25 protein-coding genes are annotated in these 25,735 nt (G+C 73.8%); 14 read left to right on the top strand and 11 right to left on the bottom strand.

The window, feature by feature from the left end; all coding sequences use genetic code 11:
• Window positions 1-19: 19 nt before the first annotated feature.
• Entirely contained in the window at window positions 20-364 is a 345-nt protein-coding gene (locus AC3ET3_RS05790) for a YbaB/EbfC family nucleoid-associated protein (RefSeq protein ID WP_432135075.1), read from the bottom strand.
• Window positions 365-637: 273 nt separating this feature from the next.
• Here AC3ET3_RS05790 and AC3ET3_RS05785 point away from each other — a divergent pair, with 273 nt between their 5' ends.
• Complete coding sequence (locus AC3ET3_RS05785) at window positions 638-1,384, top strand: SLATT domain-containing protein (protein ID WP_432135074.1); 747 nt, start codon at window positions 638-640, stop codon at window positions 1,382-1,384.
• A gap of 92 nt (window positions 1,385-1,476) precedes the next feature.
• Here AC3ET3_RS05785 and AC3ET3_RS05780 read toward each other — a convergent pair whose 3' ends face one another.
• On the bottom strand, window positions 1,477-3,348 hold the full coding sequence (locus AC3ET3_RS05780; protein WP_435611736.1) for a serine/threonine-protein kinase: 1,872 nt from the start codon (window positions 3,346-3,348) through the stop codon (window positions 1,477-1,479).
• A gap of 454 nt (window positions 3,349-3,802) precedes the next feature.
• Between AC3ET3_RS05780 and AC3ET3_RS05775 the strand changes: the two genes are divergently transcribed.
• The 6 genes from AC3ET3_RS05775 (at window position 3,803) to AC3ET3_RS05750 (ending at window position 11,741) form a co-directional block, all read left to right on the top strand.
• Window positions 3,803-5,158, top strand: coding sequence for an aspartate aminotransferase family protein (locus AC3ET3_RS05775; protein ID WP_435611735.1), 1,356 nt, complete (start codon window positions 3,803-3,805; stop codon window positions 5,156-5,158).
• A gap of 127 nt (window positions 5,159-5,285) precedes the next feature.
• Window positions 5,286-5,987, top strand: a complete 702-nt coding sequence (locus tag AC3ET3_RS05770) for a GntR family transcriptional regulator (protein ID WP_432135071.1) — start codon at window positions 5,286-5,288, stop codon at window positions 5,985-5,987.
• Complete coding sequence (locus AC3ET3_RS05765) at window positions 5,984-8,458, top strand: dolichyl-phosphate beta-glucosyltransferase (RefSeq protein WP_435611734.1); 2,475 nt, start codon at window positions 5,984-5,986, stop codon at window positions 8,456-8,458. Before AC3ET3_RS05770 ends, AC3ET3_RS05765 begins: the two co-directional genes overlap by 4 nt.
• Window positions 8,459-8,546: 88 nt before the next feature.
• Window positions 8,547-9,197, top strand: a complete 651-nt coding sequence (locus tag AC3ET3_RS05760) for a hypothetical protein (protein ID WP_432135069.1) — start codon at window positions 8,547-8,549, stop codon at window positions 9,195-9,197.
• Window positions 9,198-9,276: 79 nt separating this feature from the next.
• The gene (locus tag AC3ET3_RS05755; RefSeq protein WP_432155932.1) at window positions 9,277-10,779 is read left to right on the top strand and encodes a M48 family metallopeptidase; all 1,503 of its coding nucleotides are present in this window, start codon (window positions 9,277-9,279) and stop codon (window positions 10,777-10,779) included.
• Window positions 10,776-11,741, top strand: coding sequence for a hypothetical protein (locus AC3ET3_RS05750; RefSeq protein ID WP_432155931.1), 966 nt, complete (start codon window positions 10,776-10,778; stop codon window positions 11,739-11,741). The genes AC3ET3_RS05755 and AC3ET3_RS05750 overlap by 4 nt, the downstream gene beginning before the upstream one ends.
• Here AC3ET3_RS05750 and AC3ET3_RS05745 read toward each other — a convergent pair whose 3' ends face one another.
• Both AC3ET3_RS05745 and AC3ET3_RS05740 read right to left on the bottom strand, forming a co-directional pair.
• A complete protein-coding gene (locus AC3ET3_RS05745; protein ID WP_432135066.1) occupies window positions 11,742-11,933 on the bottom strand; it encodes a DUF397 domain-containing protein in 192 nt (63 codons plus the stop codon). It abuts the gene before it with no gap.
• Complete coding sequence (locus AC3ET3_RS05740; RefSeq protein ID WP_432135065.1) at window positions 11,930-12,775, bottom strand: helix-turn-helix domain-containing protein; 846 nt, start codon at window positions 12,773-12,775, stop codon at window positions 11,930-11,932. The genes AC3ET3_RS05745 and AC3ET3_RS05740 overlap by 4 nt, the downstream gene beginning before the upstream one ends.
• 115 nt (window positions 12,776-12,890) lie before the next feature.
• Between AC3ET3_RS05740 and AC3ET3_RS05735 the strand changes: the two genes are divergently transcribed.
• The 4 genes from AC3ET3_RS05735 (at window position 12,891) to AC3ET3_RS05720 (ending at window position 14,769) form a co-directional block, all read left to right on the top strand.
• Entirely contained in the window at window positions 12,891-13,286 is a 396-nt protein-coding gene (locus tag AC3ET3_RS05735) for a hypothetical protein (RefSeq protein ID WP_432135064.1), read from the top strand.
• A 126-nt stretch (window positions 13,287-13,412) separates the two neighbouring features.
• Window positions 13,413-13,979 (top strand): hypothetical protein, encoded by a 567-nt coding sequence (locus tag AC3ET3_RS05730; protein WP_432135063.1) that lies wholly within the window; start codon window positions 13,413-13,415, stop codon window positions 13,977-13,979.
• Between the two features lie 116 nt (window positions 13,980-14,095).
• Entirely contained in the window at window positions 14,096-14,359 is a 264-nt protein-coding gene (locus tag AC3ET3_RS05725) for a hypothetical protein (RefSeq protein ID WP_435611733.1), read from the top strand.
• Window positions 14,356-14,769, top strand: coding sequence for a PIN domain-containing protein (locus AC3ET3_RS05720; RefSeq protein WP_435611732.1), 414 nt, complete (start codon window positions 14,356-14,358; stop codon window positions 14,767-14,769). Before AC3ET3_RS05725 ends, AC3ET3_RS05720 begins: the two co-directional genes overlap by 4 nt.
• A gap of 69 nt (window positions 14,770-14,838) precedes the next feature.
• On the opposite strand, the gene AC3ET3_RS05715 is transcribed toward AC3ET3_RS05720, so the two are convergent.
• Complete coding sequence (locus AC3ET3_RS05715; RefSeq protein WP_432135060.1) at window positions 14,839-16,122, bottom strand: adenylosuccinate synthase; 1,284 nt, start codon at window positions 16,120-16,122, stop codon at window positions 14,839-14,841.
• 194 nt (window positions 16,123-16,316) lie between these two features.
• Between AC3ET3_RS05715 and AC3ET3_RS05710 the strand changes: the two genes are divergently transcribed.
• Window positions 16,317-17,273, top strand: a complete 957-nt coding sequence (locus AC3ET3_RS05710) for a diacylglycerol kinase (protein WP_435611731.1) — start codon at window positions 16,317-16,319, stop codon at window positions 17,271-17,273.
• Between the two features lie 25 nt (window positions 17,274-17,298).
• Here the strand turns inward: AC3ET3_RS05710 and AC3ET3_RS05705 are convergent, their stop codons facing one another.
• Window positions 17,299-17,814 carry a GbsR/MarR family transcriptional regulator gene (locus AC3ET3_RS05705; RefSeq protein WP_432155929.1) on the bottom strand — a complete coding sequence of 172 codons (516 nt, stop codon included), beginning with the start codon at window positions 17,812-17,814 and terminating at the stop codon, window positions 17,299-17,301.
• Between the two features lie 74 nt (window positions 17,815-17,888).
• On the opposite strand from AC3ET3_RS05705, the gene AC3ET3_RS05700 reads away from it, so the two are divergent.
• The gene (locus AC3ET3_RS05700) at window positions 17,889-18,836 is read left to right on the top strand and encodes an ABC transporter ATP-binding protein (RefSeq protein ID WP_432155928.1); all 948 of its coding nucleotides are present in this window, start codon (window positions 17,889-17,891) and stop codon (window positions 18,834-18,836) included.
• Window positions 18,833-20,401, top strand: a complete 1,569-nt coding sequence (locus tag AC3ET3_RS05695; RefSeq protein WP_435611730.1) for an ABC transporter permease — start codon at window positions 18,833-18,835, stop codon at window positions 20,399-20,401. The genes AC3ET3_RS05700 and AC3ET3_RS05695 overlap by 4 nt, the downstream gene beginning before the upstream one ends.
• A 5-nt stretch (window positions 20,402-20,406) precedes the next feature.
• Here AC3ET3_RS05695 and AC3ET3_RS05690 read toward each other — a convergent pair whose 3' ends face one another.
• From AC3ET3_RS05690 to AC3ET3_RS05670, 5 genes are all read right to left on the bottom strand, one after another.
• A complete protein-coding gene (locus AC3ET3_RS05690; protein ID WP_432135055.1) occupies window positions 20,407-21,000 on the bottom strand; it encodes a Uma2 family endonuclease in 594 nt (197 codons plus the stop codon).
• Between the two features lie 87 nt (window positions 21,001-21,087).
• Complete coding sequence (locus AC3ET3_RS05685) at window positions 21,088-22,293, bottom strand: cytochrome P450 (protein ID WP_432135054.1); 1,206 nt, start codon at window positions 22,291-22,293, stop codon at window positions 21,088-21,090.
• A 121-nt stretch (window positions 22,294-22,414) separates the two neighbouring features.
• On the bottom strand, window positions 22,415-23,302 hold the full coding sequence (locus tag AC3ET3_RS05680) for an alpha/beta hydrolase (RefSeq protein ID WP_435611729.1): 888 nt from the start codon (window positions 23,300-23,302) through the stop codon (window positions 22,415-22,417).
• Window positions 23,303-23,670: 368 nt separating this feature from the next.
• Window positions 23,671-24,882, bottom strand: a complete 1,212-nt coding sequence (kynU, locus tag AC3ET3_RS05675) for a kynureninase (RefSeq protein WP_432135052.1) — start codon at window positions 24,880-24,882, stop codon at window positions 23,671-23,673.
• Entirely contained in the window at window positions 24,875-25,714 is an 840-nt protein-coding gene (locus AC3ET3_RS05670; protein WP_432135051.1) for a tryptophan 2,3-dioxygenase family protein, read from the bottom strand. The genes kynU and AC3ET3_RS05670 overlap by 8 nt, the downstream gene beginning before the upstream one ends.
• Window positions 25,715-25,735: the final 21 nt, after the last annotated feature.

The following is a 25,735-nucleotide window of genomic DNA, read 5'->3' as shown; positions in this document are numbered from 1 at the left end:
AGACACCCCGGTCATCCGGTCAGAACGGCAGGCCGGGGATGCCGGTGCCGCCGCCCAGGCCCTGGGCCAGCGGGCCGAGCTTCTGCTGCTGGAGGGCCTGCGCGTTCTCGTTGGCCGCCTGGACGGCCGCGACGACCAGGTCCGCGAGGGTCTCGGTGTCCTCGGGGTCCACGGCCTTCGGGTCGATCTTCAGGGCCCGCAGCTCGCCGGAGCCCGTGACGGTGGCCGTCACCAGGCCGCCGCCGGCCTGCCCGTCGACCTCCGTGTTCGCCAGTTCCTCCTGGGCCCTGGCCAGGTCCTGCTGCATCTTCTGGGCCTGCTGGAGCAGCTGCTGCATGTTGGGCTGGCCACCACCGGGGATCACGATCAGCTCCCTTGCGTCCTGACGTCGGCGTCCGTGCGGGTTTTCCCGCTCGGCACGAGCCTACGTGGTCCGGGTGACGCTCGCCCCGGCACTCTTTCGAGTGAGTTGGCTGCCCGGTCTATACCTGATCAAGGGCTCCTTCCGGGCGGCAAAGGCACCAAAGCCGCCCCACCGCCACCCGTTGGGGGGTAGGAAGGGGGCGGCACAGGAGCATCCAGGAGCATCAGTCAGCGCGGCCAGCGCGGTCAGGACGAAGTCAGTAGGGAGTGCCGGGTGGGTCAGCCGGAGATGCAGCCCGAAGGTCTGCCTCAGGACGGGCGGGGCGAGGGCCCGGCCGGGCTGCGGCCGGGCGACCTGACCGGGCGGGCGTTTCCGCTCGGCGACTGGGGGGAGCCCGCCCAGCGGCTGGACGAGCTGTACCGGTGGGTGGAGCGCGGGGCGCTGGAGACGGCGGCCTGGTACCTGGCCGACCGGGTGTGGAAGCGGCGGGGCGCGCGGGCGCTGCGGGCCGGCGCCGCGGCCGGCGCGGTGACCGGGGCGGCGCTGCCGCTGCTGGACCTCGCCGGGGTGATGGGCGGGGCGGCGGCCTGGGGGTACCTGGCACTGCTGCTGGCGGTGGCGTGTGTGGGGGTGGACCGGTTCTTCGGGGTGACGTCCGGGTGGATAAGGGACGTCGCCACGGCGCAGGCGGTGCAGCGGCGGTTGCAGGTGCTGCAGTTCGAGTGGGCGTCGGAGAGCGTGCGCGAGGTGCTGGGGCCGGCCGAGGGCACGGCGAGCGAGGCGGCCGAGCGGTGTCTCGGGGTGCTGCGGCGGTTCTCCGAGGACGTGACGGAGCTGGTGCGCACGGAGACGGCCGAGTGGATGGTGGAGTTCCGCACCGGGTCGGCCCCGCTGGGCCTCCAGACGGCGGTGTCCGGGACGAGCAGGGTTCCCGAGCAGGGGGTACCGGGACGGTTTCCGGCTCCGCCGAACGGGGCCCGGCCGAACATGCCGCGCCAGCGGCCGCCCGAGCCGAGGTAGGCGGCGGGACCCGCCCGGACACACCACGCCACCACCCACCCGAACCCAGGCAGGCCACAGGACCCGCCCGATTCCAGGCAGGCGCCCGGCGCTCAGCGGGAGTACGTCAGCTTCTCGCCGGTGGCGGTGTTCACCCGCTCCAGACGGCCGTCCGCCAGGAGCGTGATCTCGGTGGGGTCGCCGGGAGTGCAGGACGTGGCGGGTTCGCCCGTGGTGACCGTGGAGGGGCCGATGCGCAGGGGGCCGTCCGCGGCGGGGCGCCGGCTCAGGGGGGCCGCGAACTCGCAGTGGTAGCCGGCGCCGTCGGCGATCAACTTCAGCACCGTGTCCCCCACCTCGCCCTGGGTGAGCGTGAGCCTGCGGCTGTCGGAGCCCGACGCGCTGTCGATCGTCGTCGTCCAGGTGCCTAGGTACGCCTGGGGGACCGCGCCGTCGGCCGAGGCAGAGGGCGACGGGGAGGGGGACGGCGAGGCCGTCGGGCTCGGCCGCGTGGGGCTCTGCGCGGGGGTCGTCGGCGCGGCCGTCGGGGTCGGGTCCGCGTCGGCGCGGGTGTCGTCGCCGTCGTTCAGGTACGCGTACACCGAGCCGCCGGCCGCGAGGGCGACGACCAGCGCGATGCCGACCAGCAGTGCCGTCCCGCGCCGGCCGCGCCGGGGCGGCTCCGGTTCCGGGTGGTCCGGGGTGCCGTCGTAGCCGTACGGGGTGGGCTGCGGGTAGGGCACGGGGGGCGGGGCGGTGGTGTACGTGGGCGACTGGGCGTACGGGTTGCCCGGGACCGGCCCGCCGGGCACTCCGGGCCCGACAGCCGTTGCGGGTCCGCCGGGTCCGCCGTGTCCGCCGCCGGTCGGCGCGCCGACGGCTCCCGGCCAGTGCCCCGCGGCCGGATATCCGTAGGCCGGCTGCGGATGCTGCTGCGCCGGAGCCCCGTACGCCGGATGGCCGACCGTGGGCGCGGTCCGCCCGGCCGCCGGCCAGGGGCCGGGTGCGGGGGCGGCCCCGGCGCCGTCCCGGCCCGCGTGTTCGGTCGCCGCCTGCGGGTCCTCCGCGTCGAGGAGGCGCACGGCGTGCCGGCCCAGCTGGGCGACGAGCGTGCCGGGGAGCCAGGGCTCGCGGGAGCGGCCCTCGGAGACCGTGTCCTCGGCACCGGTGTGTTCGAGAATCCACGCCAGGGACGGCCGGGCCGCCGGGTCCTTGCGCAGGCACGCGCGGACCAGGTCGGCGATGCCCTCGGGCAGTCCGGTGAGGTCGGGTTCCTCCTCGGCGACGCGGAACATCAGCGCGTGCGCCCCGCTGTCCGCGGTGCCGAACGGCAGGGTGCCGGTGGCGGCGTAGGCGAGGACGGAGCCGAGGCAGAAGATGTCGCAGGCGGGCGTGATGCGTTCGCCGCGCACCTGCTCGGGGGCCATGAACCCGGGCGAGCCGATCAGCGCGCCGGTGCGGGTGAGGTCGGCGGCGGCGGGCGATCCTGCCAGCGTCTCCAGGGCCCGGGCGACCCCGAAGTCGATGACCCGGGGGCCCTCTATGGTGACCATGACGTTCGACGGCTTGAGGTCGCGGTGGACGATGCCCGCCGCGTGGATGTTGGTGAGGGCGTGCGCGAGCCCGGCCGCGAGGATGCGGACCGAGCGCTCGGGCAGCGGCCCGTGGTCGCGGCCGACGACCTGCTGCAGGCTCGGCCCGGCGACGTACCCGGTGGCGACCCAGGGCACGGGGGCCTCGGTGTCGGCGTCGAGGACGGGCGCGGTCCAGTAGCCGCCGACCCGCTGGGCGCTGCGTACCTCCTGCCGGAACCGCGCCCGGAACTCGTCGCGGGCCGCCAGTTCCGGCCGGACCAGCTTGACGGCGACCATCCGCCCCCGGTCGGACCGGGCGAGGTAGACCTGTCCCATTCCGCCGGCGCCCAGCCGTCCGAGCAGCCGGTAGCCGCCGATCCGTTGCGGGTCCCCGGGACCGAGCTTCTCCATCGCCGCCCCACCTTCCCCCCACACATGTGAACGGGCCGAGGATAATCCGGCCGTTCCGACAGTCGTGCGGCCCGGGGTCTACGGTTCCGTAACGGGTTGCCCGACCGGCCCCGAACACCCAGGTCCACGCCCGGCGGTCCCGCGCGCCCCGGCCCGCCCCCAGCGGCGCCGCGCGCCCCGGCCCGCGCCCGGCGGCCCCACACGCCCCGGCCCGCGCCCGGCGGCCCCACACGCCCCGGCCCGCGCCCGGCGGCCCCACACACCCCGCCCCGCCCCCAGCGGACCCGAACACCCCGCCCCGCGCCCCGGCGGCCCCACACACCCCGCCCCGTGCCCCGGCCCTCGTAGCCCGGCCCCCGTGCCCCGACCGCCCGACAACCTGTCGCAAAAACCCCCGGTCCGCAGACAGGACGCCGATACCGCTTCCGCATCGCGGACATCTACCCTCGCCCGCATGACCCCTCAGCCGAACCCCCAGGCCGGCGCCGCCGTGAAGGCCGCGGACCGTGCGCACGTCTTCCACTCCTGGTCCGCGCAGGAACTCATCGACCCGCTCGCCGTCGCCGGCGCCGAGGGGTCGTACTTCTGGGACTACGACGGCAACCGCTACCTCGACTTCACCAGCGGCCTCGTCTACACCAACATCGGCTACCAGCACCCGAAGGTCGTCGCCGCGATCCAGGAGCAGGCCGGGCGGATGACCACCTTCGCGCCCGCCTTCGCGGTGGAGGCGCGGTCGGAGGCGGCCCGGCTGATCGCCGAGCGGACCCCGGGCGACCTGGACAGGATCTTCTTCACCAACGGCGGCGCCGACGCCGTCGAGCACGCCGTACGCATGGCCCGGCTGCACACCGGCCGCCCCAAGGTGCTCTCCGCCTACCGCTCGTACCACGGCGGCACCCAGCAGGCCGTCAACCTCACCGGCGACCCGCGCCGCTGGCCCAGCGACAGCGCCACCAACGGCGTGGTCCACTTCTGGGCGCCCTTCCTCTACCGCTCCCGCTTCTACGCGGAGACGGAGGAGCAGGAGTGCGCGCGGGCGCTGGAGCACCTGGAGACGACGATCGCCTTCGAGGGCCCGGGCACCGTCGCGGCGATCGTCCTGGAGACCGTCCCCGGCACCGCGGGGATCATGGTCCCGCCGGCCGGCTACCTCGCCGGGGTCCGGGAGATCTGCGACAGGCACGGGATCGTGTTCGTGCTGGACGAGGTCATGGCCGGGTTCGGCCGGACCGGCACCTGGTTCGCGGCCGGCCTGTTCGACGTCGTGCCGGACCTGATGACCTTCGCCAAGGGCGTCAACAGCGGGTACGTGCCGCTCGGCGGCGTCGCCATATCCGAGCGCATCGCGCGGACCTTCGCCACCCGGCCCTACCCCGGCGGCCTGACGTACTCGGGGCACCCGCTGGCCTGCGCCGCGGCCGTCGCCACGATCAACGTGATGACCGAGGAGGGCGTCGTGGAGAACGCCGCCCGGCTCGGCGAGTCGCTGGTGGGCCCGGCGCTGCGCGAGCTGGCCGCGCGCCACCCCAGCGTCGGCGAGGTGCGCGGCACCGGCATGTTCTGGGCCCTGGAGCTGGTGAGGAACCGCGAGACCCGCGAGCCGCTGGTGCCGTACAACGCGTCCGGTGAGGCGAACGCGCCGATGGCGGCCTTCGCGACGGCCGCCAAGCAGCACGGCCTGTGGCCGTTCGTGAACATGAACCGCACGCACGTCGTCCCGCCCTGCAACGTCAGCGAGGCCGAGCTGAAGGAGGGCCTGGCGGCGCTCGACGCGGCCCTGTCGGTGGCCGACACCTTCACGGACTGACCATGGCCGGGATACGGCCCCTCACATAGGGTTCCTCCGGATTCGAACGCGTAAGGTGACGTGCCCGTAGAAAGGGGCGAGCACGTCACCGCACGCTCGTACGCGACGACGAGGAGAAGCCCGACCCATGCCCGCCAGCAGCGGCAACGGCGCAGTGACCCGCAGCACCCTGCGGCAGCAGATCGCCGACGCGCTCCGCGACGAGGTGCTCGCGGGGCGGCTGCAGCCGGGCCAGGAGTTCACCGTCAAGGAGATCGCCGAGCAGTACGGCGTGTCCGCGACCCCCGTCCGCGAGGCCCTGGTCGACCTGTCCGCGCAGGGCCTGCTGGAAGCGGTCCAGCACCGCGGCTTCCGGGTCCCGGAGTACTCGGCGCAGGACTACCGGGGCATGGTCGAGGCGCGCAGCCTCGTCATCGAGGCCATGCTGCTCGCCCTGGAGGAGGGCCGCCGGGACTACGACGATCTGGCCGACCCCCGGATCGCCCCCACCGTGGCGGCGGTGCGGCGGCGCGGCGAGGAGGCCCAGCGGGCGGCGGCCGCCGGTGACCTCACCGTGCTGATCGGCTACGACCTGCGGTTCTGGCGCGAGCTGAGCGCCCTGTTCGGCAACCCCTACCTCGCCGACTTCCTGCACCGGCTGCGGGTGCGGTCCTGGGTGTGCACGGTGCAGCACCTGCGCCGCCTCACCGACCTGCGCGGGCAACTGTGGTCGCGCCACACGGAACTGGTCGACGCCCTGTACCGGCGCGACATACGGGCCGCCCGTGACCTGCTCGCCGCGTACAACGCGCACGCCCTCGCGCTGATCGAGCGACTGGCGGCGGAGTGACCCCACCCGACCTCTCCGTCGTCATCCCCGCCTACGACGAGGAGCGGCGGCTCGGCCGCACCCTCGACGCCGTCCTGCGGTACCTGCGGGACGCCGGCGGCAGCTGGGAGGTCGTGGTCGCCGACGACGGGTCCACGGACGGCACGCCCGCACTGGTCGCCGCCCGCCCGGAGGTGCGGCTGGTGTCCGGCGGGCGGCACCGCGGCAAGGGCCACGCCCTGCGGCTCGGCGTCGCCGCCACCACCGGCCGCCGGATACTGCTCACCGACGCCGATCTCGCCGCGCCCATGGAGGAGCTGGCGGTCCTGGAGAAGGCGCTCGCGGACGGCCACGCGGCGGCCGTCGGCTCCCGTGCCCTGCCGGGCGCCGCCCTCGGCCGCCGCCAGCACCGGGTCCGCGAACTCCTCGGCGGGGCGGGCAACCTGCTCATCCGCGCCACCGCCGTCCCCGGCATCCGCGACACCCAGTGCGGCTTCAAACTCCTCGACGGCGACAAGGCGCGCGCCGCGTTCGCCGCGAGCCGGGTGGACGGCTGGGCCATCGACGTGGAGGTGCTGCGCCACTTCCACCGCTCGGGCTGGCCGGTGGCGGAGGTCCCGGTGCGCTGGTCGCACCAGCCCGGCTCGAAGATACGGCCGTCGGACTACGCCCGCTTCCTGCGCGACCTGGTCCGTCTGCGCGTGCGCCCGGCCCACGACCGGGACCGCCCCCGCATCCGCCCCACCCACGACCGGGACCGCCCCCGCATCCGCCCCGCCCCCGCCGACGCCCTCTTCCTGCTGCTCTCCCTCGCCCTCTACTCCGGCCGCCTCCTCGCCCCGGACCGCCGCTACCTCACCGACTCCCTCCAGGACCAGTACCAGTGGGAGTGGTTCTTCGCGGTGACCGCCGACAACGTGGCCCACCTGCGCAACCCCCTCTTCACCGACCTCCAGGGCTACCCGGACGGCGTCAACCTGATGGCCAACACGGTCATGCCGGGCCTGTCGGTGCCGCTCACGCCCCTGACGCTGCTGCTGGGCCCGGCGCTCACCCTCGCGCTGGTGATGTGGCTCGGCCTGGCCGCGACCGCGTCCGCCTGGTACCGCCTGGTCCTGCGCCGGCTCACCCCGGGCCGCCCGGCCGCGGCCACCGTCGGCGCCCTGCTCGCCGCGTTCGCCCCGCCGATGGTCGGCCACGCCAACGCGCACCCCAACTTCACCCTCCTGTTCATGGTCCCGCCGATCATCGAACGCGTCCTGCGCCTCGCCGAGGGCACGGACCGGCCGGCCCGCACGGCGGTGACCCTCGGCCTGATGACCGCCTACCAGCTCTTCCTCGGCGAGGAGGCGCTGCTGCTGACCGCCCTGGGCCTGCTGCTCTTCGCCGCCGCGTACACCGCCGTACGGCCGGACGCCGCCCGCAGCGCCCTGCGCGGGCTGCCCCGCGGACTGGCGGTCGCCGCGGCCGTCTGCCTCCCCCTCGTCCTCTATCCGCTGACCTGGCAGTTCTCCGGCCCGCAGTCCTACACCGGCCTCCCCCACGACCCGGCCGGCGCGAACTCCCCGCTCGCCCTGCTCTCCTTCGCCGAACGCTCCCTGATCGCGGGCGACGCCGCCCGCGCGAACGCCCTCTCCGTCAACCCGACCGAGCAGAACGCCTTCTACGGCTGGCCGCTCGCCCTGCTGGCCTGCGCGGTCACGGCGGCGCTGTGGCGGCGCCGCCCGGCCGTGCGCGCCCTGGCGGCGACGGCGGCCGGGGCCGCGCTGCTGTCGCTGGGCCCGCGCGTCCCCGTCCCGTTCACGGACACCGTCCTGCCCGGCCCCTGGGGCCTGCTGGACGGCCTGCCCCTGCTGGACTCCGTGCTGGTGGGGCGACTCGCCCTGATCTGCGCACCGGTCCTGGGCATGCTGCTCGCCCTGGCGGTGGCCGACCTTTCGGCGGCGGGACGGCGAGCGGGCGTCCGGTACGCGGGCCTCGCGGCCGTCGCGCTCGCCCTGCTCCCCCTCGTCCCCGCCCCCCTGCGCTCCGAGCCGCGCCCCGAGGTGCCCGCCTTCTTCACCTCCGGCGCCTGGCGGTCGTACGTCCGCGACGGCGAGTCCCTGGTACCGGTCCCCCTCCCCGATCCGACGGACGCGCGGGCCCTGCGCTGGCAGATCGCGGCCCGCTTCGGCTTCCGCCTGCCCGGCGGCTACTTCAACCGCCCGTACGGCGACGGCGACCGCACCGGCGTCTATGGCGTCCCGCTGCGCTACACGGCGAGCGTGCTGGTGGACGTGCGGGACTTCGGTGCGGTGCCGGAGATCGACGCGGCGGGCCGGGAGCGGGCGCGGCGGGACTTCGCGTACTGGAACGCGGGCGCGGTGGTACTCGGCCCGGGACCGGACGAGCGGCGACTGCGGGCGGCGGTCGAGAAGCTGGTGGGCCGTCCCGGGAGCCGGGTGGGCGGGGTGTGGGTATGGGACCTGCACAATGACTCTGCTATGCCGTGACCGGACGCCTTGATGAACGCCCTGATGAACGCCCCGACGACGACGCGTGCCGCCGGCGCCCGTCGACGCACTGACTGAGGAGCCCTCTTTGGCCTGTGACCTGTGGCTGGTACCGCTCGTCGACGTGTTGTGCCACACCCCCGACAACCCGTTCGCCGAGGAACTCGCGCAGTACAACGCGGTACTGGCCGACAACGGGCTCCCCCCGGTGCCGGTGTACCAGTACATGCCGGGCCTGTCCGGCGAGGTCGCCCCGGTGGCCGGCTTCGACTACGACGCCCTGCACTTCCTGCGCCGGGTGTACCTGCTCCAGGTGTGCGGCCTGCCGGTGACGCCGGTCGACGAACTGGGCGGCGACTACGAGCAGTTGCTGGAGATGTTCGAGTCGACGGCCCAGCAGTCCCACCTGGTCTGGCACTACGACCACGCGGGCGCCTACGTCCCGGTGGACTTCGCCCACCCCCTCTCCAACGAGGAACTGCTCGCCGGCGGCGGCCCGTTGGGCTCCTCCCAGGCCCTGCTGCGGGAGCTGGAGTACGTCGCCCCGTCCATCGGCATCGACCCGGCGAACCCCCCGGCCGCGCCCCAGCCGCCGTCGGCCCCCACCGAACTGGAGGAGCCCGCCGTCCCGGCCCCCTACGACCCCAGCCCCTTCGCCCGCGAACGCCACGTCTGGCTGGGCCTGCACGCGGCGGCGACCCGCAGCCTGGCCCAGGGCTCGATGATCGTCTTCAGCTGACCCCGGCGGGCGGACGGCCGTGGACAACCGGCCGTGCGTCCGGAGAAGATCCCCTCGCACACACGGGAGGGGAACGCTTATGCGGACGCGGTCGCCGGGGGGCGGCGCGGCCCGGGCCGTACGGGAATGGCTGCTCATCGCCGCCATGCTCGCGGTCGCCTGGTCGCCGGTGGTCATGGCGGTGCCACCGCTTCTCCTCGCCCTGGTCTGGGATCAGGAGTGGCTGTTCGGCCCGGTCGCTCTGGTGGTACTGGCTCTCGCCCGGGGCACCGCTGAGGACGGGCACCTGCCCGGGCGTGCGGTACGGCCCGACGAGGAGCCCGAACTTGCAGCGCTGGTACGGGAGATCGCGGACCGACTCGCCTTCCGCGAGCCCCTGCTCGTGCGGATCGTCCCCGACCCGGACGCCGCCGTGGCACGCCTCCGGGTCCGCGGTGTGCGCACGTACGTCATGGTCCTCGGCCTGCCCCTGCTGCGCGGGCTCACCGAGGCCCAGCTGGCGTCGGTGATCGCGCACGAGCTGGCCCACGAGCAGCATGTGCGCGACCGCCGCACGGACTGGCTGGGCCGCTCCCGCGCCCTGCTCGACGCCCGCCTCGGCACCGCCTTCCGCCCGCTGTTCGCCCCGCTCGCCGCGCCCCTGCTGCGCGCCTCCCAGCCGGCCGCCTGGCGGGCGGAGACGGCCGCCGACGCCGGCGCGGCCCGGGTCGCGGGCACCGCGGCCACCCGTGAGGCGCTGGCGCGCACCGGTGCCCTCGCCGCCGCCTTCCACGGCCTCGGCGGCCAGTGGTGCTCCGCGCTGGAGGCGGACGGGGCGTATCCGGCCGACTTCTACACCGCCCTCGACACCGCCCTGCGCGATCCGTACGTCGCCCGCCTCGCCGCCCGGGAGGCCGCCGAGGACGAGGCCGTCGACCCCTACGCCTCCGACGGCCACCCGCCGACCGCCGTACGGGCGGCGGCGTTGCCCGACGTGGAGCCGCCGCCCGGCCTGCGCTTCCGTGACGTGCCGCTCCGGCTGGCGCACGCGTCCGCGATCGAGCGGTGGTGCGTCGCCCGGCTCGTCGAACCGGAGGGCCCGGCGTCCCCGGCCGGCGCGGGGGACGCACCGGCGGTGGAGCCGGGCGCGCTGCGGCCGGCCCGCCTCCTCGACACCGACCCCGACCGGCTGCGCGACCTCGCCGACCGGGCCGCCGACGGCACCGGCCCGCTCCCCCTGCTGACCGCCACCGAACGGACCTCACCCGCCGACGCGCTGTCCGCCGCGCTGGACGCCGTCGCCGACGGCAGCTGGCCGCTCCTCGCCCGGCGCCTGGAACCGGGGCTGCGCAAGCTGCCCCCCGCGGTCCGGGAGGCCGCCGGACGCGCCGTGCTCGGCAGCGCCGTCTGCCGCGTGCTGGAGCGGACCCTGCGCGAGGCGGGCTGGACGTACACCGTGCGCTGGCTGACCACCGTACTGACCGCGCCCGACGGCACCGTCCTCGACCTGCGCGCCCTCCTGACGGAGGCTCTGGAGACAGGGGACCCGGCCCCGGTGCGCGCGCTCCTGGCGGCCCCCGACCCGAAGGAAGTGGCCCTGTGAGCCGCCCGACGGCCTCCCGCCCGGCCCTGCGCGTCGCCGTGTTCGGCGTCCTCGCCACCGTCCTCGGCTACGCCCTGTTCGCCACCTGGCTCGGCTGGCACGAGCACCGGTACCGCGAGGCCCGCGCCGACGCCACGGCCACCGCCGACGGCCTGGTCGTCGAGGACGGGATCGGCGACGACGGCGACATCCGGGTGCGCTGGACGGACACCGCCGGCCTCCCCCACGTACAGCGCTTCACCGTCTACGACACCGGCCGCTACACCGAGGGCGAGCACTTCGGCGTCGCCTACGACCCCACCCGGCCGGACCCGCGGGGCTTCCCCGCCGACCCGGAGGAGACCTCGGCCGAGGACGACCTGGAAGTGCCGGCCATGCTCGCCGCTCCCGTCGCCGCGGCCCTGTGTGCCGTGTGGGCGTGGCGCGGCCTGCGCTTCCGCCGGACGGCACGGCTTGACCCGGCCCACCCGATGACGGCCACCGTGCACCAGGGCGACCGCGCGGTCCGCGTGTGGCGCGGTACGACGACCTGGCTCTCCCTGACCGAGCCCGGCGACACCCGCTCTTCGTGGCAGCGCGTCATGTGGCACCCCGCGCTGGACGACTGCACCGGCGAGACCCCGGTGACGGTACGACGATCCCGCCGGGCCGTGGTCCAACTCCCCGACGGCACACGCCTCGTCCCCCTCGGCCGACTGCGCGGCCGTCCCTCCGGGGACGTCCTCCTGGACGACTGGGCGGCGGCCCGCGCCGACCTGCGCGACGCCTTCGTCCTCCCCGACCGCCTGCGCGCCGCCCCCTGGTGGCTCCCCGGCGCCCGCGTCGCGGCCGTGGGCGCCGCCCTGGGCGTCCTGATGGGCTGCCTGACGGGCGGGGGCACCCTCACGGCGACGGTCGGCTTCGCACTCGCCGTGTCGACGCTGCTCACCGCTCTGTGGGCCCTGGCGGCGCCGCAGCCCTGATCAGAGCGACGTGAGGAAATCGGCCCAGGCGGCTCCGGAGACGGTGAGTATGGGACCGGTCTCGGGGTCGCGGTGCTTGGAGTCGCGGATGTGGGTGGTGTGGGGGGCTTGGTGGGCTACTTCGACGCAGTTTCCGCCACCGCTGTCGCTGTAGCTGGACTTGAACCACCGTAGGCTTCCGGTGCTGGTCATCGCTGCTCTCCTGCCAACCGGTCGATGAGGCTCAGCGAGTCATCGGGACTCAGTGCCTGTGCGCGGATCTTCGCATAGCGGTGTGTCAGTTGGGATACGTCGGGAGGATCGCTGACCAGAATGCCTTGATCCTCGACTTCCATGAAGACAACGTGCTCGTGGTCCCTCGTCGTCACAAGCTTCATGGGGCCACGATCGCCCGCGTACGTGCCACGCAGCCCCCGGTCGAGCGGCAGCACCTGCACGCAGACGTTGTCCCTCCGCGCATCGTCAGCAAGCGACCGCAACTGATCACGAAGGATCTCCCAGCTGCCGAACGGCCTCCGCAGCACACTCTCTTCGAGAATCAGCTCGACGTACGGCTCGGGTTCCCGGTCGAAGAGTCGCCGCCGAGCCAGCCTCGCCTCGACCAGTTCCTCCCGCTTCTGCTCGGAGACTGGCGGGAAGCCGCCACCGATCAACGCCCGCGCGTAGTCCTCCGTCTGGAACAGACCGTCGACGACGTGCGTCTCGTACGAAGAGATCGCCACCGCCCCGGCCTCCATCTCCGAGAACCCCCGGAACCGCGCCGGGTACTTCTCCAGCAGCATCCAGCGCCGCGCCTCCTCGAAGACCCCCAGCCCGCCCCCGATCACCTCCTCCAGGTTCATGAGCATCTTGTCGCTGGCGGGCTGCGCGCACGTCTCCATCGCGCTGACCGCCGACCCCGTGTAGCCGATCTTCTTGCCCAACTCCTCCTGCGTCAGTTCCTGTTGCTCACGCAAAGCCTTCGCCAGCGCGGCCACGAGGTGCGCCGTACCGCCCGACTCCACTTTGTTCTCGGCCCGCGCCATCGCGGTCACCCCCGAACTCAACCGAACTCAACCGGTCACAACCGAGCCCCGCCGATTTCCGACCGTTCCCAGTGGTCGACGGAGAGTGATGGAAACGGTAGCCGGGACCGCGAAAACTGGTCCCATGAACGCCCGAACTGACCTGAACTGGATCCCGGCCTCCGGCATCCAACTCCACCGGGCCGGCGTCCGGTTCGACGCGATCCGCGTGGACGGCGAGCGCGGACGGGACCTCGCCGACCGCCTCGCCCACCTGACCGGCGGCACCCCCGGCCCGATCATCGAGGCGGCGAGCGGGAGGCGTGCGGTGTACTTCCTGGTCGGGGCGGGCAGTACGACCCACCGCGCCTGGCAGCCGGACGTCACCCGCCTCACCTCGGGCCCGGACCACGTGTCGTTCATCCCGGTCCCGGCCCTCGACGGGCTTACGTGGCCGCTGAGTTGGCGCTACCGCCCGACGCATCCCGGCGACCGGGTCCACACCCTGCTTCTGCGCACCGTCCTTCACTCACCCGAGTGAAATGAGCGACCTCAGCTTGCACTTGTTACTTTGCGTGGCCATAGAGTCGCGCCGACACGGACAGAAAAATGCCCCCGCGGTGCGGCAACACCCGGGGGCTCGGCACCCGTCAGAGATGGAAACCAGATGCGCGTCTATCGTAAGGCGCCCGCGCGCGCCTTTTCAGGCTTCTCGCCCGCTCTCCTCCGCGACCGCGGCATCTCCTGGTGCGCGGCAGGCGTACTGATGTACCTGCTGAGCCTCCCGGACGGCACCCGCGTCAGCGTCCGAGCGGTCGCCCGGGAGCTCCAGGAGGGGCGGGCGCGGGTCGTGCGCGCCCTGCGTGAGCTGGAGGAATCGCGGCATCTGCGGCGGACGGCGCAACTCCGCACCGCCTACGAGGTGTTCGAGACGCCGTACGAATCCGCGCCCCTCGCGGGTGATTCCGAAAAAGTCCGGTCCCGCGAACGTACGGCGCGCGCCGCGCGGCTGCTCGGGTCGCTCGGGATCGTGGACCGGCGCCTGCTTCTGGGTGCCTCCGAGGTGTGGCGGCTGGCGCCGCTGGTGGTGGCGTGGTGGGACGCGGGGGCGAGTGACGCGCAGGTGCGGGCCGCGCTGACCGCCGAGTTGCCGCCGTGCGTGTACGCGCCGCGCACCCTCGTGGAGACCCGCCTCCGCCACGGCCGTCCGGCCCGGGTGACCGCGCCCGCATAGACGTCACAGAATTCCCGGCCTCAGCCCTGCGGCCGGGACACTCCAACCGAAGGAACGCGATGACCGCATTGCTCAAAAGGCCGGAGACGGCGGTATACCGTCAGTATACTGTTGTCATGGCTGACACCACCGTCAAGGTCGACCCCGCTGTCCGTGACCGCCTCATGGTGCTCGCCCGCGAGCGCGGGATGACCATGCGGGATCTGATCGCCGAGCTGGCCGGGGCCACACCCACGCGGGAGGAGCTGCGCAAGCGGTACGAGGAGACCAAGGCGTACTGCGAGACCCACTTCGGCGTGACGCTCACGGACGAGGACCACGACAGGGTGGAGAAGGTCTGGCAGGACCTGGAGGCCGGCCGGCCGGTGGACAGCCTGTGAGCGCCACGAGGAACGGATCGACGGGCGTCGTGTTCGACGAGTCGGCACTGCTGGCGCTGGGCTCCGGCAACTCTCTCGCCTCGCAGTTCGTCGCGAACACCGAGCACGGCCCCACCCGGCACGTGTATGTGCCGGCGCTCTGCCTGGCCGCCGCCGACGGCATGCGCAAGGGGCTCGCCGAGCACGTGGGCGCGTTGCCCGCCATCGAGGTCGTCGAGCTGGACTTCGCGGGCGCCTCCGCCGTGGGCGCCCTGCTGCGCGACGGCGTGGAGTGGCGGCTCGGCCAGGCGATCCACCTGTCCCGGCCCACTCCGGACTGGCCGGACGGCCGGCACGTCGTGACCGTCGACCCCGACCAGTACGCCGGCATGCCGCTGGTACGGACGATCAGGCTCCCGCGCCAGCGGTGAGCCGAAGGGGGAGGGCGCCCCCGGCGCCCTCCCCCACACGTTCTCCCCGGGCCCGCAGGGCCCCAGGGCCTACAGGAACGAGTTGATCTCGATCGTCTCGTCCCGGCCCGGACCCACGCCGATCGCGGAGATCGGCGCGCCGGACATCTCCTCCAGCGCCCTGACGTACGCCTGCGCGTTCTTCGGCAGGTCGGAGAAGGACTTGGCCTTGCTGATGTCCTCCGACCAGCCCGGCAGCATCTCGTACACCGGCTTCGCGTGGTGGAAGTCGGTCTGCGAGTACGGCAGCTCCTCGACGCGCCGGCCGTCGATCTCGTAGGCGACGCAGACCGGGATCTGCTCCCAGCCGGTGAGGACGTCCAGCTTGGTGAGGAAGAAGTCGGTCAGGCCGTTGACCCGCGTCGCGTAGCGGGCGATGACCGCGTCGAACCAGCCGCAGCGCCGGTCACGGCCCGTGGTCACGCCGCGCTCGCCGCCGATGCGGCGCAGCGCCTCGCCGTCCTCGTCGAACAGCTCCGTCGGGAACGGTCCGGCGCCGACGCGGGTCGTGTACGCCTTGAGGATGCCGATGACCCGGCTGATCTTCGTCGGGCCGACGCCGGCGCCGGTGCAGGCGCCGCCGGCCGTCGGGTTGGACGAGGTGACGAAGGGGTACGTGCCGTGGTCGATGTCGAGCAGGGTGCCCTGCCCGCCCTCGAAGAGGACCACCTTGTCCTGCTCCAGCGCCTGGTTCAGGACCAGCACGGTGTCGGCGACGTACGGCCTGATCTGCTCGGCGTAGCCCAGCAGCTCCTCGACCACCTGCTCGGCGGCGATGGCGCGCCGGTTGTAGAGCTTGGTGAGCACCTGGTTCTTGACGTCGAGGGCGGCCTCCACCTTCTGGTGCAGGATCGACTCGTCGTACAGGTCCTGGACCCGGATCCCGACGCGGTTGATCTTGTCGGCGTAGGTCGGGCCGATGCCGCGCCCGGTCGTGCCGATCTTCCGCTTGCCGAGGAAACGCTCCGTCACCTTGTCGACCGTCACGTTGTACGGCGTGATGATGTGCGCGTTTCCGCTGATCAGGAGCTTGGACGTGTCGACGCCTCGCTCGTTCAGCCCGCTCAGCTCGGAGAGCAGGACCGACGGGTCGACAACGACACCGTTACCGATGACCGGCGTACAGCCGGGGGACAGGATTCCGGAAGGGAGGAGGTGCAGTGCGTACTTCTGGTCGCCGACGACGACGGTGTGACCCGCGTTGTTGCCACCCTGGTACCGCACGACATAATCCACCGAGCCACCGAGCAGGTCGGTCGCCTTTCCCTTGCCTTCGTCACCCCACTGAGCACCGAGCAGCACAAGTGCGGGCACGCGCGTACACCCCTTCCGGGCGGGGCATGTCCAAGGTCAGGGGCGTACGCGTAAGGTTCCGCCGCGTACACCGCGGCCGTCGTTGGCCGCACAACCGTCGGACCGGGTGCCCCGGAATAGACGAAGCCCCTGGCGCAATAGCGCAAGGGGCTCTTGCACAAAGATGCTACCCGAGGAAGCGAGGCAGGACCGAGGTGGCGACTTTCGCGACGTCCGAACAGCTGCTGGTGGTCATCGATCCGCTGGCCCGGCAGGCGGACGGCGAGTCCGTCCGGATCGCGAAAGACGTGCTCAGCGCGGGTGCGGCGACCAAGGTGTGCCTCCCGGAGGGTCCGCAGGAGTTCGCCCGGGCGCTGGCCCGGCGCGGCGCGCGGCGGCCGGTGGTGGTGGGCGACGACCAGGCTCTGGTCCGCGCGGTGGGCCTGCTGCACCGGCAGCGGGAGCTGGCCGGATGTGCGCTGTCGATGGTGCCGGTCGGGGGCGTGCTGTCGCTGGCCGGGGCGCTCGGGGTGCCGACGGGGGCGGTGGCGGCTGCCCGGGCCGTGCTGGAGGGGGCGGAACGGCGGCTGGACCTGCTGGTCGACGACAGCGACGGGGTGGTGCTCGGGGGGCTGCGCATCCCGCCGGTCGGCTTCCCCGAGGCCGGAGCCTCGCCGGCCGGGGCCACGGCGGTCGGGGCCACGGCGGTCGGGGCCACGGCGGTCGGACCGGGTGGCTCGGCCGGCCCTCCCGGCGACGGCGACGACGACACCGACGACTCCGGCGACCTCGGTGGCGTTTCCCGGCCCTGGCTGCGCACCTGCCGGTCGCTGGTCCGCACCCTGGTGCCGGGGCGGCCGGCCCGCGCCGCGACCGCGCCGGGGCCGTCCCGGCTGCGGGTGGAGGTCGACGGGGAGACGCTGGTCGATCTGGACCAGCCGCTGGAGGCGGTCTCGGTGACACCCGGCGGCTCCGGGCTGGTCCGGGTGGAGGTACAGCCGGTGTCCGTCGGCGCGGAAGCGGTCCCGCTGCTGGCCCGGGGCCACCGCGTCACCGTCTCCGGCGCCGACTTCCGCTACCGCGCGGACTCCGGCGTGACGGGCCCGGTACGCCGCCGCACCTGGACGGTCCGGGAATCGGCCCTGGGGCTGGTGCTGCCGCCGACGGCGTGAGTCACGGCCGGTCACCGCTCACCGGTCAGCGCCCGAAGCGCTCTTCCCGGTACGCCCGCCACCGCTCCATCATCTCGGCGACGTCCCGTTCGACGAACTCGAAGAAGGCCAGGGTCTCGGCGAGGCGGCGGCCGGCGAGCGTGTCGGGGCCGAGGCTGGTGACCCCCTCGCGCAGGGCGTCCTCCCAGCGCTTGATGATGGCTTCCCGGTTGGTGAGCGCCTCGTACCACTGGTCGCTGTGGACGCGGTAGCGCTCCCGCCGGGACCCCGGTTCGCGCTCCCGCGAGACCAGGTGCACCTGGGACAGGTAGCGCACGGCGCCGGAGACGGCCGCCGGGCTGATCTTCAGCCGCTCGCCCAGCTCGGCCGAGGTCAGCACGCCGGTGTCGGAGGCCAGCAGCGCCGAGAAGACGCGGGCCGGCATACGCGGCACCCCCGCCTCGACGAGCTGCGCCGCGAAGTTCTCGACGAACCGCGCCACGGCGTCCGCGTCCCGCCCGGGCTCGCGCTCCCCACGCTCTCCACCAGGTGCTTCGCTCATGGCGGCCATCCTAACGACGGTTCACTCACTTCCTTATCTTCACAAATTTCTGAAGTAAGTGTACGTTCCGAAACATGACCACAGCAATCGCGGTGTCGGGCCTGCACAAGGCGTTCGGCGCCACCCGCGCCCTCGACGGGCTCGACCTGGACGTCCGCGCCGGCGAGGTGCACGGCTTCCTCGGGCCCAACGGGGCCGGCAAGTCCACCGCCATCCGGGTCCTGCTCGGCCTGCTGCGCGCCGACGCCGGCACCGCGCGGGTGCTCGGCGGCGACCCCTGGCGGGACGCGGTGGAGCTGCACCGCCGTATCGCGTACGTCCCCGGCGACGTCACCCTGTGGCGCAACCTCTCCGGCGGCGAGGTCATCGACCTGTACGGCAGGCTGCGCGGGGGCCTGGACGAGCGGCGGCGCGCCGAGCTGATCGACCGCTTCGAGCTGGACCCGACGAAGAAGGGCCGCACCTACTCCAAGGGCAACCGCCAGAAGGTCGCCCTGGTCGCCGCGTTCGCCTCGGACGTCGACCTGCTGGTCCTGGACGAGCCGACCTCCGGTCTGGACCCGCTGATGGAGGCGGTGTTCCAGCGCTGTGTGGCCGAGGAGCGCGAGCGCGGCCGTACCGTCCTGCTCTCCTCGCACATCCTCAGCGAGGTGGAGGAGCTGTGCGACCGGGTCAGCATCATCCGCCGGGGCCGCACGGTCGAGTCGGGCTCCCTCGCCGACCTGCGCCACCTGACCCGGACCAGCGTGTCGGCCGAACTCGCCGGACCGCCGAACGGGTTGGCGCACCTGCCCGGGGTGCACGACCTCGACATCCAGGGCCACCGGGTCCGCCTTCAGGTGGACACCGGCGAACTGGACGCCGTCCTACGCCAGTTGAGCCGGTCCGGCGTACGGTCCCTGACCTCGACGCCACCCACGCTGGAGGAACTGTTCCTGCGCCACTACCGGGACGAGCGGGACGGACCCGAGGGGCAGGACGGGCAGAACGGGCGCGACGAGCGGGACGAGGTCGCGCGATGACCCAGCTCACCGCCACCGGCACCCTCCTGCGGTTCGCGCTGCGCCGCGACCGGGTGATGATCCCGGCCTGGGTGGCGGTCACCGCCGCCATGGTGCTGACCATGCCGAGCACCCTGCGCGGCGTGTACGCCACCCCGGCCGACCGCGCCGACCTGCTGCGGCAGGTGGCGGCCAACTCCTCCTTCCGCGCCCTGATCGGCCCGGTCTTCGACGACTCGCTGGGCGCGCTGACGGCCTGGCGGGTCGGCGTGTACGCGGGCCTGCTGGCGGCGGCGGCCGGTCTGCTGGTCGTCGTACGGCACACCCGGGACGAGGAGGAGAGCGGGCGGCAGGAGCTGATCGCGTCCGGGGCGGTCGGCCGGCGGGCGGCGCTGACGGCGGCCCTGCTGGCGGCGGCCGTGCCGAACGCGGCGCTGGCGGTGCTGGTGACGGCCGGCCTCGCCGGTCAGGGAGCCTCCGGGGCGCTGGCGCTCGGGCTCGGGCTGGCCGCCGTGGGGATGCTCTTCGCCACGGCGGCGGCGGTCCTCGCGCAGCTCACGGAGAGCGCCCGGCTGGCCCGCGGCCTGACGGCGGCGCTGCTGGGCCTGGCGTTCGCGCTGCGCGCGGCGGGCGACGCGGCCACGGACGACGGCTCGTCGCCGCTGACCTGGCTGTCACCGCTGGGCTGGCTGGCGAACCTGCGGGCCTTCGCCGGCGAGCGCTGGTGGGTGCTGGGGCTGTTCGCGGCGGCGATCGCCGCGCAGGGCGCGGTGGCGTACGCGCTGGCGGGGCGGCGGGACGTCGGCATGAGCTTCCTGCCGACCCGGCCGGGCCCGGCGACCGGACGCCTCGGCACGGCGGGCGCGCTGGCCTGGCGGCTGCAGCGCGGGGCGGTGCTCGGCTGGTCGGTGGGTTTCCTCGCCGCGGGGGTGGTGTACGGCGGGCTGGCGGACGGCGTGGCCGACCTCGTCGGCGACAACGAGCGCACCCGGGAGATCTTCGAGCGGATGGGCGGGCAGAGCGGGCTGGAGGACGCGTTCCTCGCGTCGATGGCCGGGATGCTGGGTCTGGTCGCCGCCCTGTACATCGTGTCGTCGGTGCTGCGGCTGCACGCGGAGGAGACGTCGGGGCGGGCCGAGCCGGTCCTCGCCAACGCGGTCGGGCGGCTGCCGTGGGCGGCGGGGCATCTGGCGGTGGCGTTCGGCGGCGCGGCCTGGATCATGCTGCTGGCCGGGCTGGGACTCGCGGCCGGCCACGGCGGGCGGACCGGCCCGCTGCTGGCGGCCTGCCTGGTCCAGCTCCCCGCCGTCTGGCTGATCGGCGCCGTCGCGGTCCTCCTGCACGGCCTCGCCCCGCGCCTGTCGCCCGCCGCGTGGGCCGTCGCCGGGGCGGTGCTCCTGCTGGGCTGGATCGGCCCGGCCCTGAATCTTCCCCGGAGGGTCCTCGACCTCTCGCCCTTCGGTCACCTGCCCAAGCTGCCGGGCGGCGAGATGGCGTGGGGCCCGGTGGCGGTGCTCCTGGGTCTGACGGCACTGCTGCTGGCCGCCGGGCTGGCGGGGCTGGGGCGGCGGGATGTGGGGGTCTGAGGGGCTCAGTCGACGTACTTTCCGAGCCCCTCGGTGTCGAGTGTGATGTCGACCGGCTCGGGCAGTTTGATCCTGCCGCCGATCGCCACCGTGTGGATGTCCCGGTATCGCCCCTCCGAAGACGGATCACTGTGCACGAGTACCGCGCGGTTGTCCCGGTCGACGAGCAGGTACACCGGGATTCGCGCCTGCGCGTAGGCGCGAGGCTTCTCCACGCGGTCACGGTTGTGCGTGTCCGAATCGTGCGACGTGATCTCGACCGCCATGAGAACTCCGTCGGGGTTGGCCCAGTTGCCTTGGCCAACGAAGTGGTCGACGGGGGCGAGCACAGCGTCAGGCCTCGCTCGGCCATTGCGATAGGCCTCGGCCTTGAGCCCCTGTGTGGGATTCAGGTCGAACTCGGGCCGGGCCTGCATGCACTGGCGGATCAGCCACATGACGATCGCACCGTGATTACTGTCAGTCACCTTCTTGAGGCCGATCCGTCCGTCGATGAACTCCAACCTGACGGTCTCGTCCTCGTGCTCGGTGAATTCTGCGATCCGCTCGAACGTGTCTACCGACAACTGAGACGACGCGCACTCTGCCATAACCGTCATGGTGCCTCCCTCCGCAGGCAGGCACCAGCTTGCCGGGCCATCTGCGGCCCGCAGCGGAATCGACCGGACGAGCCACCGAACGGGTGATCACACCACCACGACCCGCAGCCCCTCCAGCCCGCGGATCACGAAGTTCGGCTTGCGGTCCGGTTCCGTCACCAGGGACAGGGTCGGGGCCTTGCGCAGCAGCGCGTTCATCGACGCCGTCAGCTCCATGCGGGCCAGAGGCGCGCCGAGGCAGTAGTGGATGCCGGCGGAGAAGGAGATGTGCGGGTTGTCCTCGCGGGCGAGGTCGAGGCGCCCCGGTTCCCGGAACACGGCGGGGTCGTGGTTGGCGGAGCCGAAGAGCAGGGCGACCTCGGCGCCGCGCGGGACGACGGTCCCGTCGATCTCGATGTCGTCCAGCACCCAGCGCTCGAAGAGCTGCAGCGGGGTGTCGTAGCGCATCAGCTCCTCGACCGCCGTCGGGATCAGGGAGTGGTCGGCGCGCAGGGCGGCCAGCTGCCCGGGGTTGCGGAAGAGGGCGTACCAGCCGTTGACGGTGGCGTTCACGGTGGCCTCGTGCCCGGCGTTCAGGAGCAGCACGGCCGTGGAGATCATCTCCTGCTCGGTCAGCCGGTCCTCGTCGTCGTGCGCCGCGATGAGCCCGGAGATCAGGTCGTCGCCGGGCTCCGTGCGCCGGGCGGCGATCAGTTCCCGCAGGTAGGCGGTGAACTCGACCGAGGCTCGCACCGCCCGGTCGGCGGTCTCCGGTGACGGGTTCAGCTCGTACATGCCGCAGATGTCGGCCGACCAGGGCCGCAGCAGCGGCCGGTCCGCCTCCGGGACCCCGAGCATCTCGGCGATCACGGCGACCGGCAGCGGCTCGGCGACATCGGTGAGCAGGTCGCCCCCGCCCGCCGTCACCAGCCGGTCGACCAGCTCACCGGCCAGCCGCTCCACGTACGGCTTGAGCCGTTCCACCGTGCGCGGCGTGAACGCCTTGGAGACCAGGCGCCGGATCCGGGTGTGGTCCGGCGGCTCCAGGTCGAGCATCCCGTGGTCGTTGAGGGTGTGGAACGGCTCGTGCGCCGGGGGCGGCGCCGTCCGGCCGAACTCCTCGTGGGTGAACCGGTGCCGGTAGGTCCGGCCGAGCCGACGGTCCCGCAGCAGCGCGGAGACGTCCGCGTGGTGCGGTACGAGCCACTGGTCGGTGGGCTCGTAGTGGATCACCCGGCCCCGGGCGCGCAGTTCGGCGTAGGCGGGGCACGGGTCGGCGAGGAACGCCGGGTCCCAGGGGTCGAAGGCTGCCATGGCCGGACGCTAGCCGGGCGAGGAGCCGTTGACCAGGGGGGACCACCGGCGAGCCGGTCCAGCCGTCGGGCGGTCTGGTCCAGCAAGGTCCACGGGGCCCCGGGCGCCTGCCCCTTCGGGCTCACCAGGCCAGCTGGGCGATCTCCTCCGCGACCACAGCGCAGGCGTCCGCCGCCGGGTCGATCAGCGGGAAGTGGCCGACGTCCTCCAGCAGCGTCAGCCCGACCACCTCGCCCGCCTTCGCCGCGGCCTCGGCGTACGACTCGGCGACGGCCTGCGGGACGTCGAGGTCGGCGCGGCCCTGGACCAGGGTGGTGGCGATGCCGGTCGGCAGCAGCAGCGCGGGGTCGGCGTAGGGCCGCCGGTCGTCGAACTCCGCCTGCTGCCCGATGAGTTGGCGGACGGCACCGCCGCACACGTCGAGCTTGTCGGCCACGGTCAGGTCGGCGATCGGCGCGAGCGCGACCACGCCGCGCAGCTCGGCCGGGCCGTCGGTGCGCCAGGGCGCGTCGGCGGGCAGGACGTGCCGGGCGGCCGCCCAGAGCGCGAGGTGGCCGCCGGCCGAGTGCCCGGTGAGGACCGTGCGGCGCGGGTCGGCCTGCGGGATAACCCGGCCTGCCAGCGCGGGCAGCGCGTCGAGGGCGGCGGCCACGTCGTCGAAGGTCTCCGGCCACCGGCCCGCGACGGGGGCCGCGCCCGCGGCTCCCTCGCCGCCGCGCCGGTACTCCACGTTGGCCACGGCGTAGCCGCGCCGGGCCAGGTAGTCGGCGAACGGAGTCACGTGACGCCGGTCGTACGGCGCCCGCCAGGCACCACCGTGCAGGACGACGACCAGCGGCGCGACGGCGGCGGGCCCGCCCCGGCCGGTCTCGGCGCGCGGGGCGTAGAAGTCGACGACCTGGTCGGGGTGGTCGCCGTAGGCGGCGGTGGCGTCGGGGGCGACGGGCGGGTGCGAGAAGGCCGACTGCTCCTCGGCGGCGGCCCGGGCTGCGGCGGCGTCGTCCGGCATGCTCCAACCTCTCAACGACACAACATGATTGACGGACGGAAGGGGGAACGGACCTGCGGATGATCGGGCCGTTGGCCGGACGCTATCAGGCTGGTGACGTGCGCGGACACGGGGATGTCACGCTCGGTGAGGGTGGAACGGTTCTGCGGTTTCGCTACGCCGCCTGGGGTGCTACAGGGTGTAACCCGCCCGTGTACGCGCGGGTGCAACCCGCCCGTACACGCGACGAACGCCCGGAGGGGCCGTCATGCCCCCTGCGCCACCCCGGGACGGCCTCCAGGGGCGCGGGGAACCACGCGACCAGCCCCCGCACCCCCGCAGACGGCAGACGGCAGACGGCAGACGGCAGACGGCAGACGACCGGTGCCCTACGCCGCCAGCACCTCCCCCAGCGTCCAGGCCGCCCGCTCCACGTCCGCGTAGCCCACGTACAACGGCGCGAACCCGAACCGCAGCACGTCGGGGCGGCGGAAGTCGCCCACCACACCCCGTTCGACCAGCCGCCGCATCACGGACCCGGCGTCGGCGCACCGCAGCGCCACCTGGCTGCCCCGCTCCGCGTGCCGCACCGGCGTGAGGGACTCGACCCGCCCGTCGGGCACGTACTGCCCGACGCACTCCAGGAAGAAGTCCGTCAGCGCCAGCGACTTGGCGCGCACGGCGTCGACGCGGACTCCGTCCCACACCCCGAGCGCCGCCTCCAGCGCGAGCATGGACAGGATGTCCGGCGTGCCGACCCGCCCCCGCACCGCCCCGGCGGCCGGTTCGTACCCGGGCCGCATCCCGAACGGCTCGGCGTGCGAGTTCCAGCCGGGCAGCGGGGAGTCGAAGCGGTCCTGCAGCTCCTCGCGGACGTAGAGGTACGCCGGTGAACCGGGCCCGCCGTTGAGGTACTTGTAGGTGCAGCCGACCGCCAGGTCCACCCCGTGCTCGTCGAGCCCGACCGGCAGGGCGCCCGCGCTGTGGCACAGGTCCCAGATCGCCAGTGCCCCCGCCGCGTGCACGGCGGCCGTCAGCGACGGCAGGTCGTGCAGCCGCCCGGTGCGGTAGTCGACGTGGTTGAGCAGTACCGCCGCCGTCCGCCCGGACAACGCCCCGGGCACCTCGGCCGGGGTCACCGGCCGCACCGCGCACCCGGTCAGCCGGGCCGCCGACTCGGCGATGTAGCCGTCGGTGGGGAAGGTCGTGGCGTCGACGAGGATCTCGTCCCGGCGCCGTCCGGACGCCGGCTCCCCGGCCATCCGGACCGCCGCCACGACCGCCTTGAAGACGTTCACACTGGTCGAGTCGCCCACGACGATCCGGCCCGGTGCCGCGCCCACCAGCGGCGCGATCCGGTCGCCGATCCGCTCCGGCGCGGTCCACCAGCCGCTCTCCTCCCACGAGCGGATGCGCAGCTCGCCCCACTGCCGGCGCACCACGTCCGCCACGGCCGCCGGGACGGCCGCCGGGAGCGCGCCCAGCGAGTTGCCGTCCAGGTACACGGTGTCGTCGAGCACGAACTCGGCGCGCTTGCCCGCCAGTTCGTCGCCCGCGTCCAGCTTCTCGGCCTTCAGCGCGAGTTGTGTCGGCTCAGACATACGACCGCGCCGTCCACAGCTCGGGGAACACGTTCTTCCGGGCCCGCTTCTCCAGCCAGGCCACGCCGGCGGAACCGCCCGTGCCGGCCTTGGCGCCCATCGCGCGGCGGGTGGCGACGAGGTGGTCGTTGCGCCAGCGCCACACCAGCTCGGCGACGTCCGTCAGCGCCTCGCCGAGGCGTGCCGCCTCGGCGTCCGGGTCGCCGGAGTAGACCGCCGCCCAGGCGGCCTCCACCTCCGGCACCGGCTCGTAGCGGCGGCTGACGTCGCGCCGCAGCACCGCCTCGGGGATGGCGTGGCCGCGCCGGGCCAGCAGCCGCAGCACCTCGTCGTAGAGGCTCGGCTCGTGCAGGGCCTTCTCCAGCTCCGCGTGGACGCGGGGGGCGCCGCGGTGCGGGACGAGCATGGACGCGGACTTGTCGCCGAGCAGGAACTCCATGCGGCGGTACATCGCCGACTGGAAGCCGGAGCCCTCGCCGAGGGCCGAGCGGTAGCTGTTGAACTGGGCCGGGGTGAGCTGGCCCAGCGGCTTCCAGGAGGCGTTCAGCGCCTCCAGTTCGCGGACGGAGCGCTTCAGCGCGTCGATCGCCACCGGCACCCGGTCCTGCCGCAGCGCACCGGCCGCGGTCTCCCATTCGTGCACGATGACGGTGAACCACAGCTCCATGACCTGGGTGGTGACCAGGAAGACCATCTCTCCGGGATCGTCGGAGAGGGTGTGCTGGAGGTGGGTGAGCACGTCCGCCTTGACATAGTCCTCGTAGGGCGTCGTGCCGGCGAAGTCGAGATGCGGAGTCGCGGGCTCTTCGGCCTCGTGAGCATCGTGGGACATCGCTGTCTCCTGTTGTTACTC

The sequence above is a fragment of the Streptomyces sp. bgisy159 genome (genome assembly GCF_057707805.1).
The sequence above is the reverse complement of the archived record's forward strand: the minus strand, read 5'-3'. Positions and strand labels throughout refer to the sequence as shown.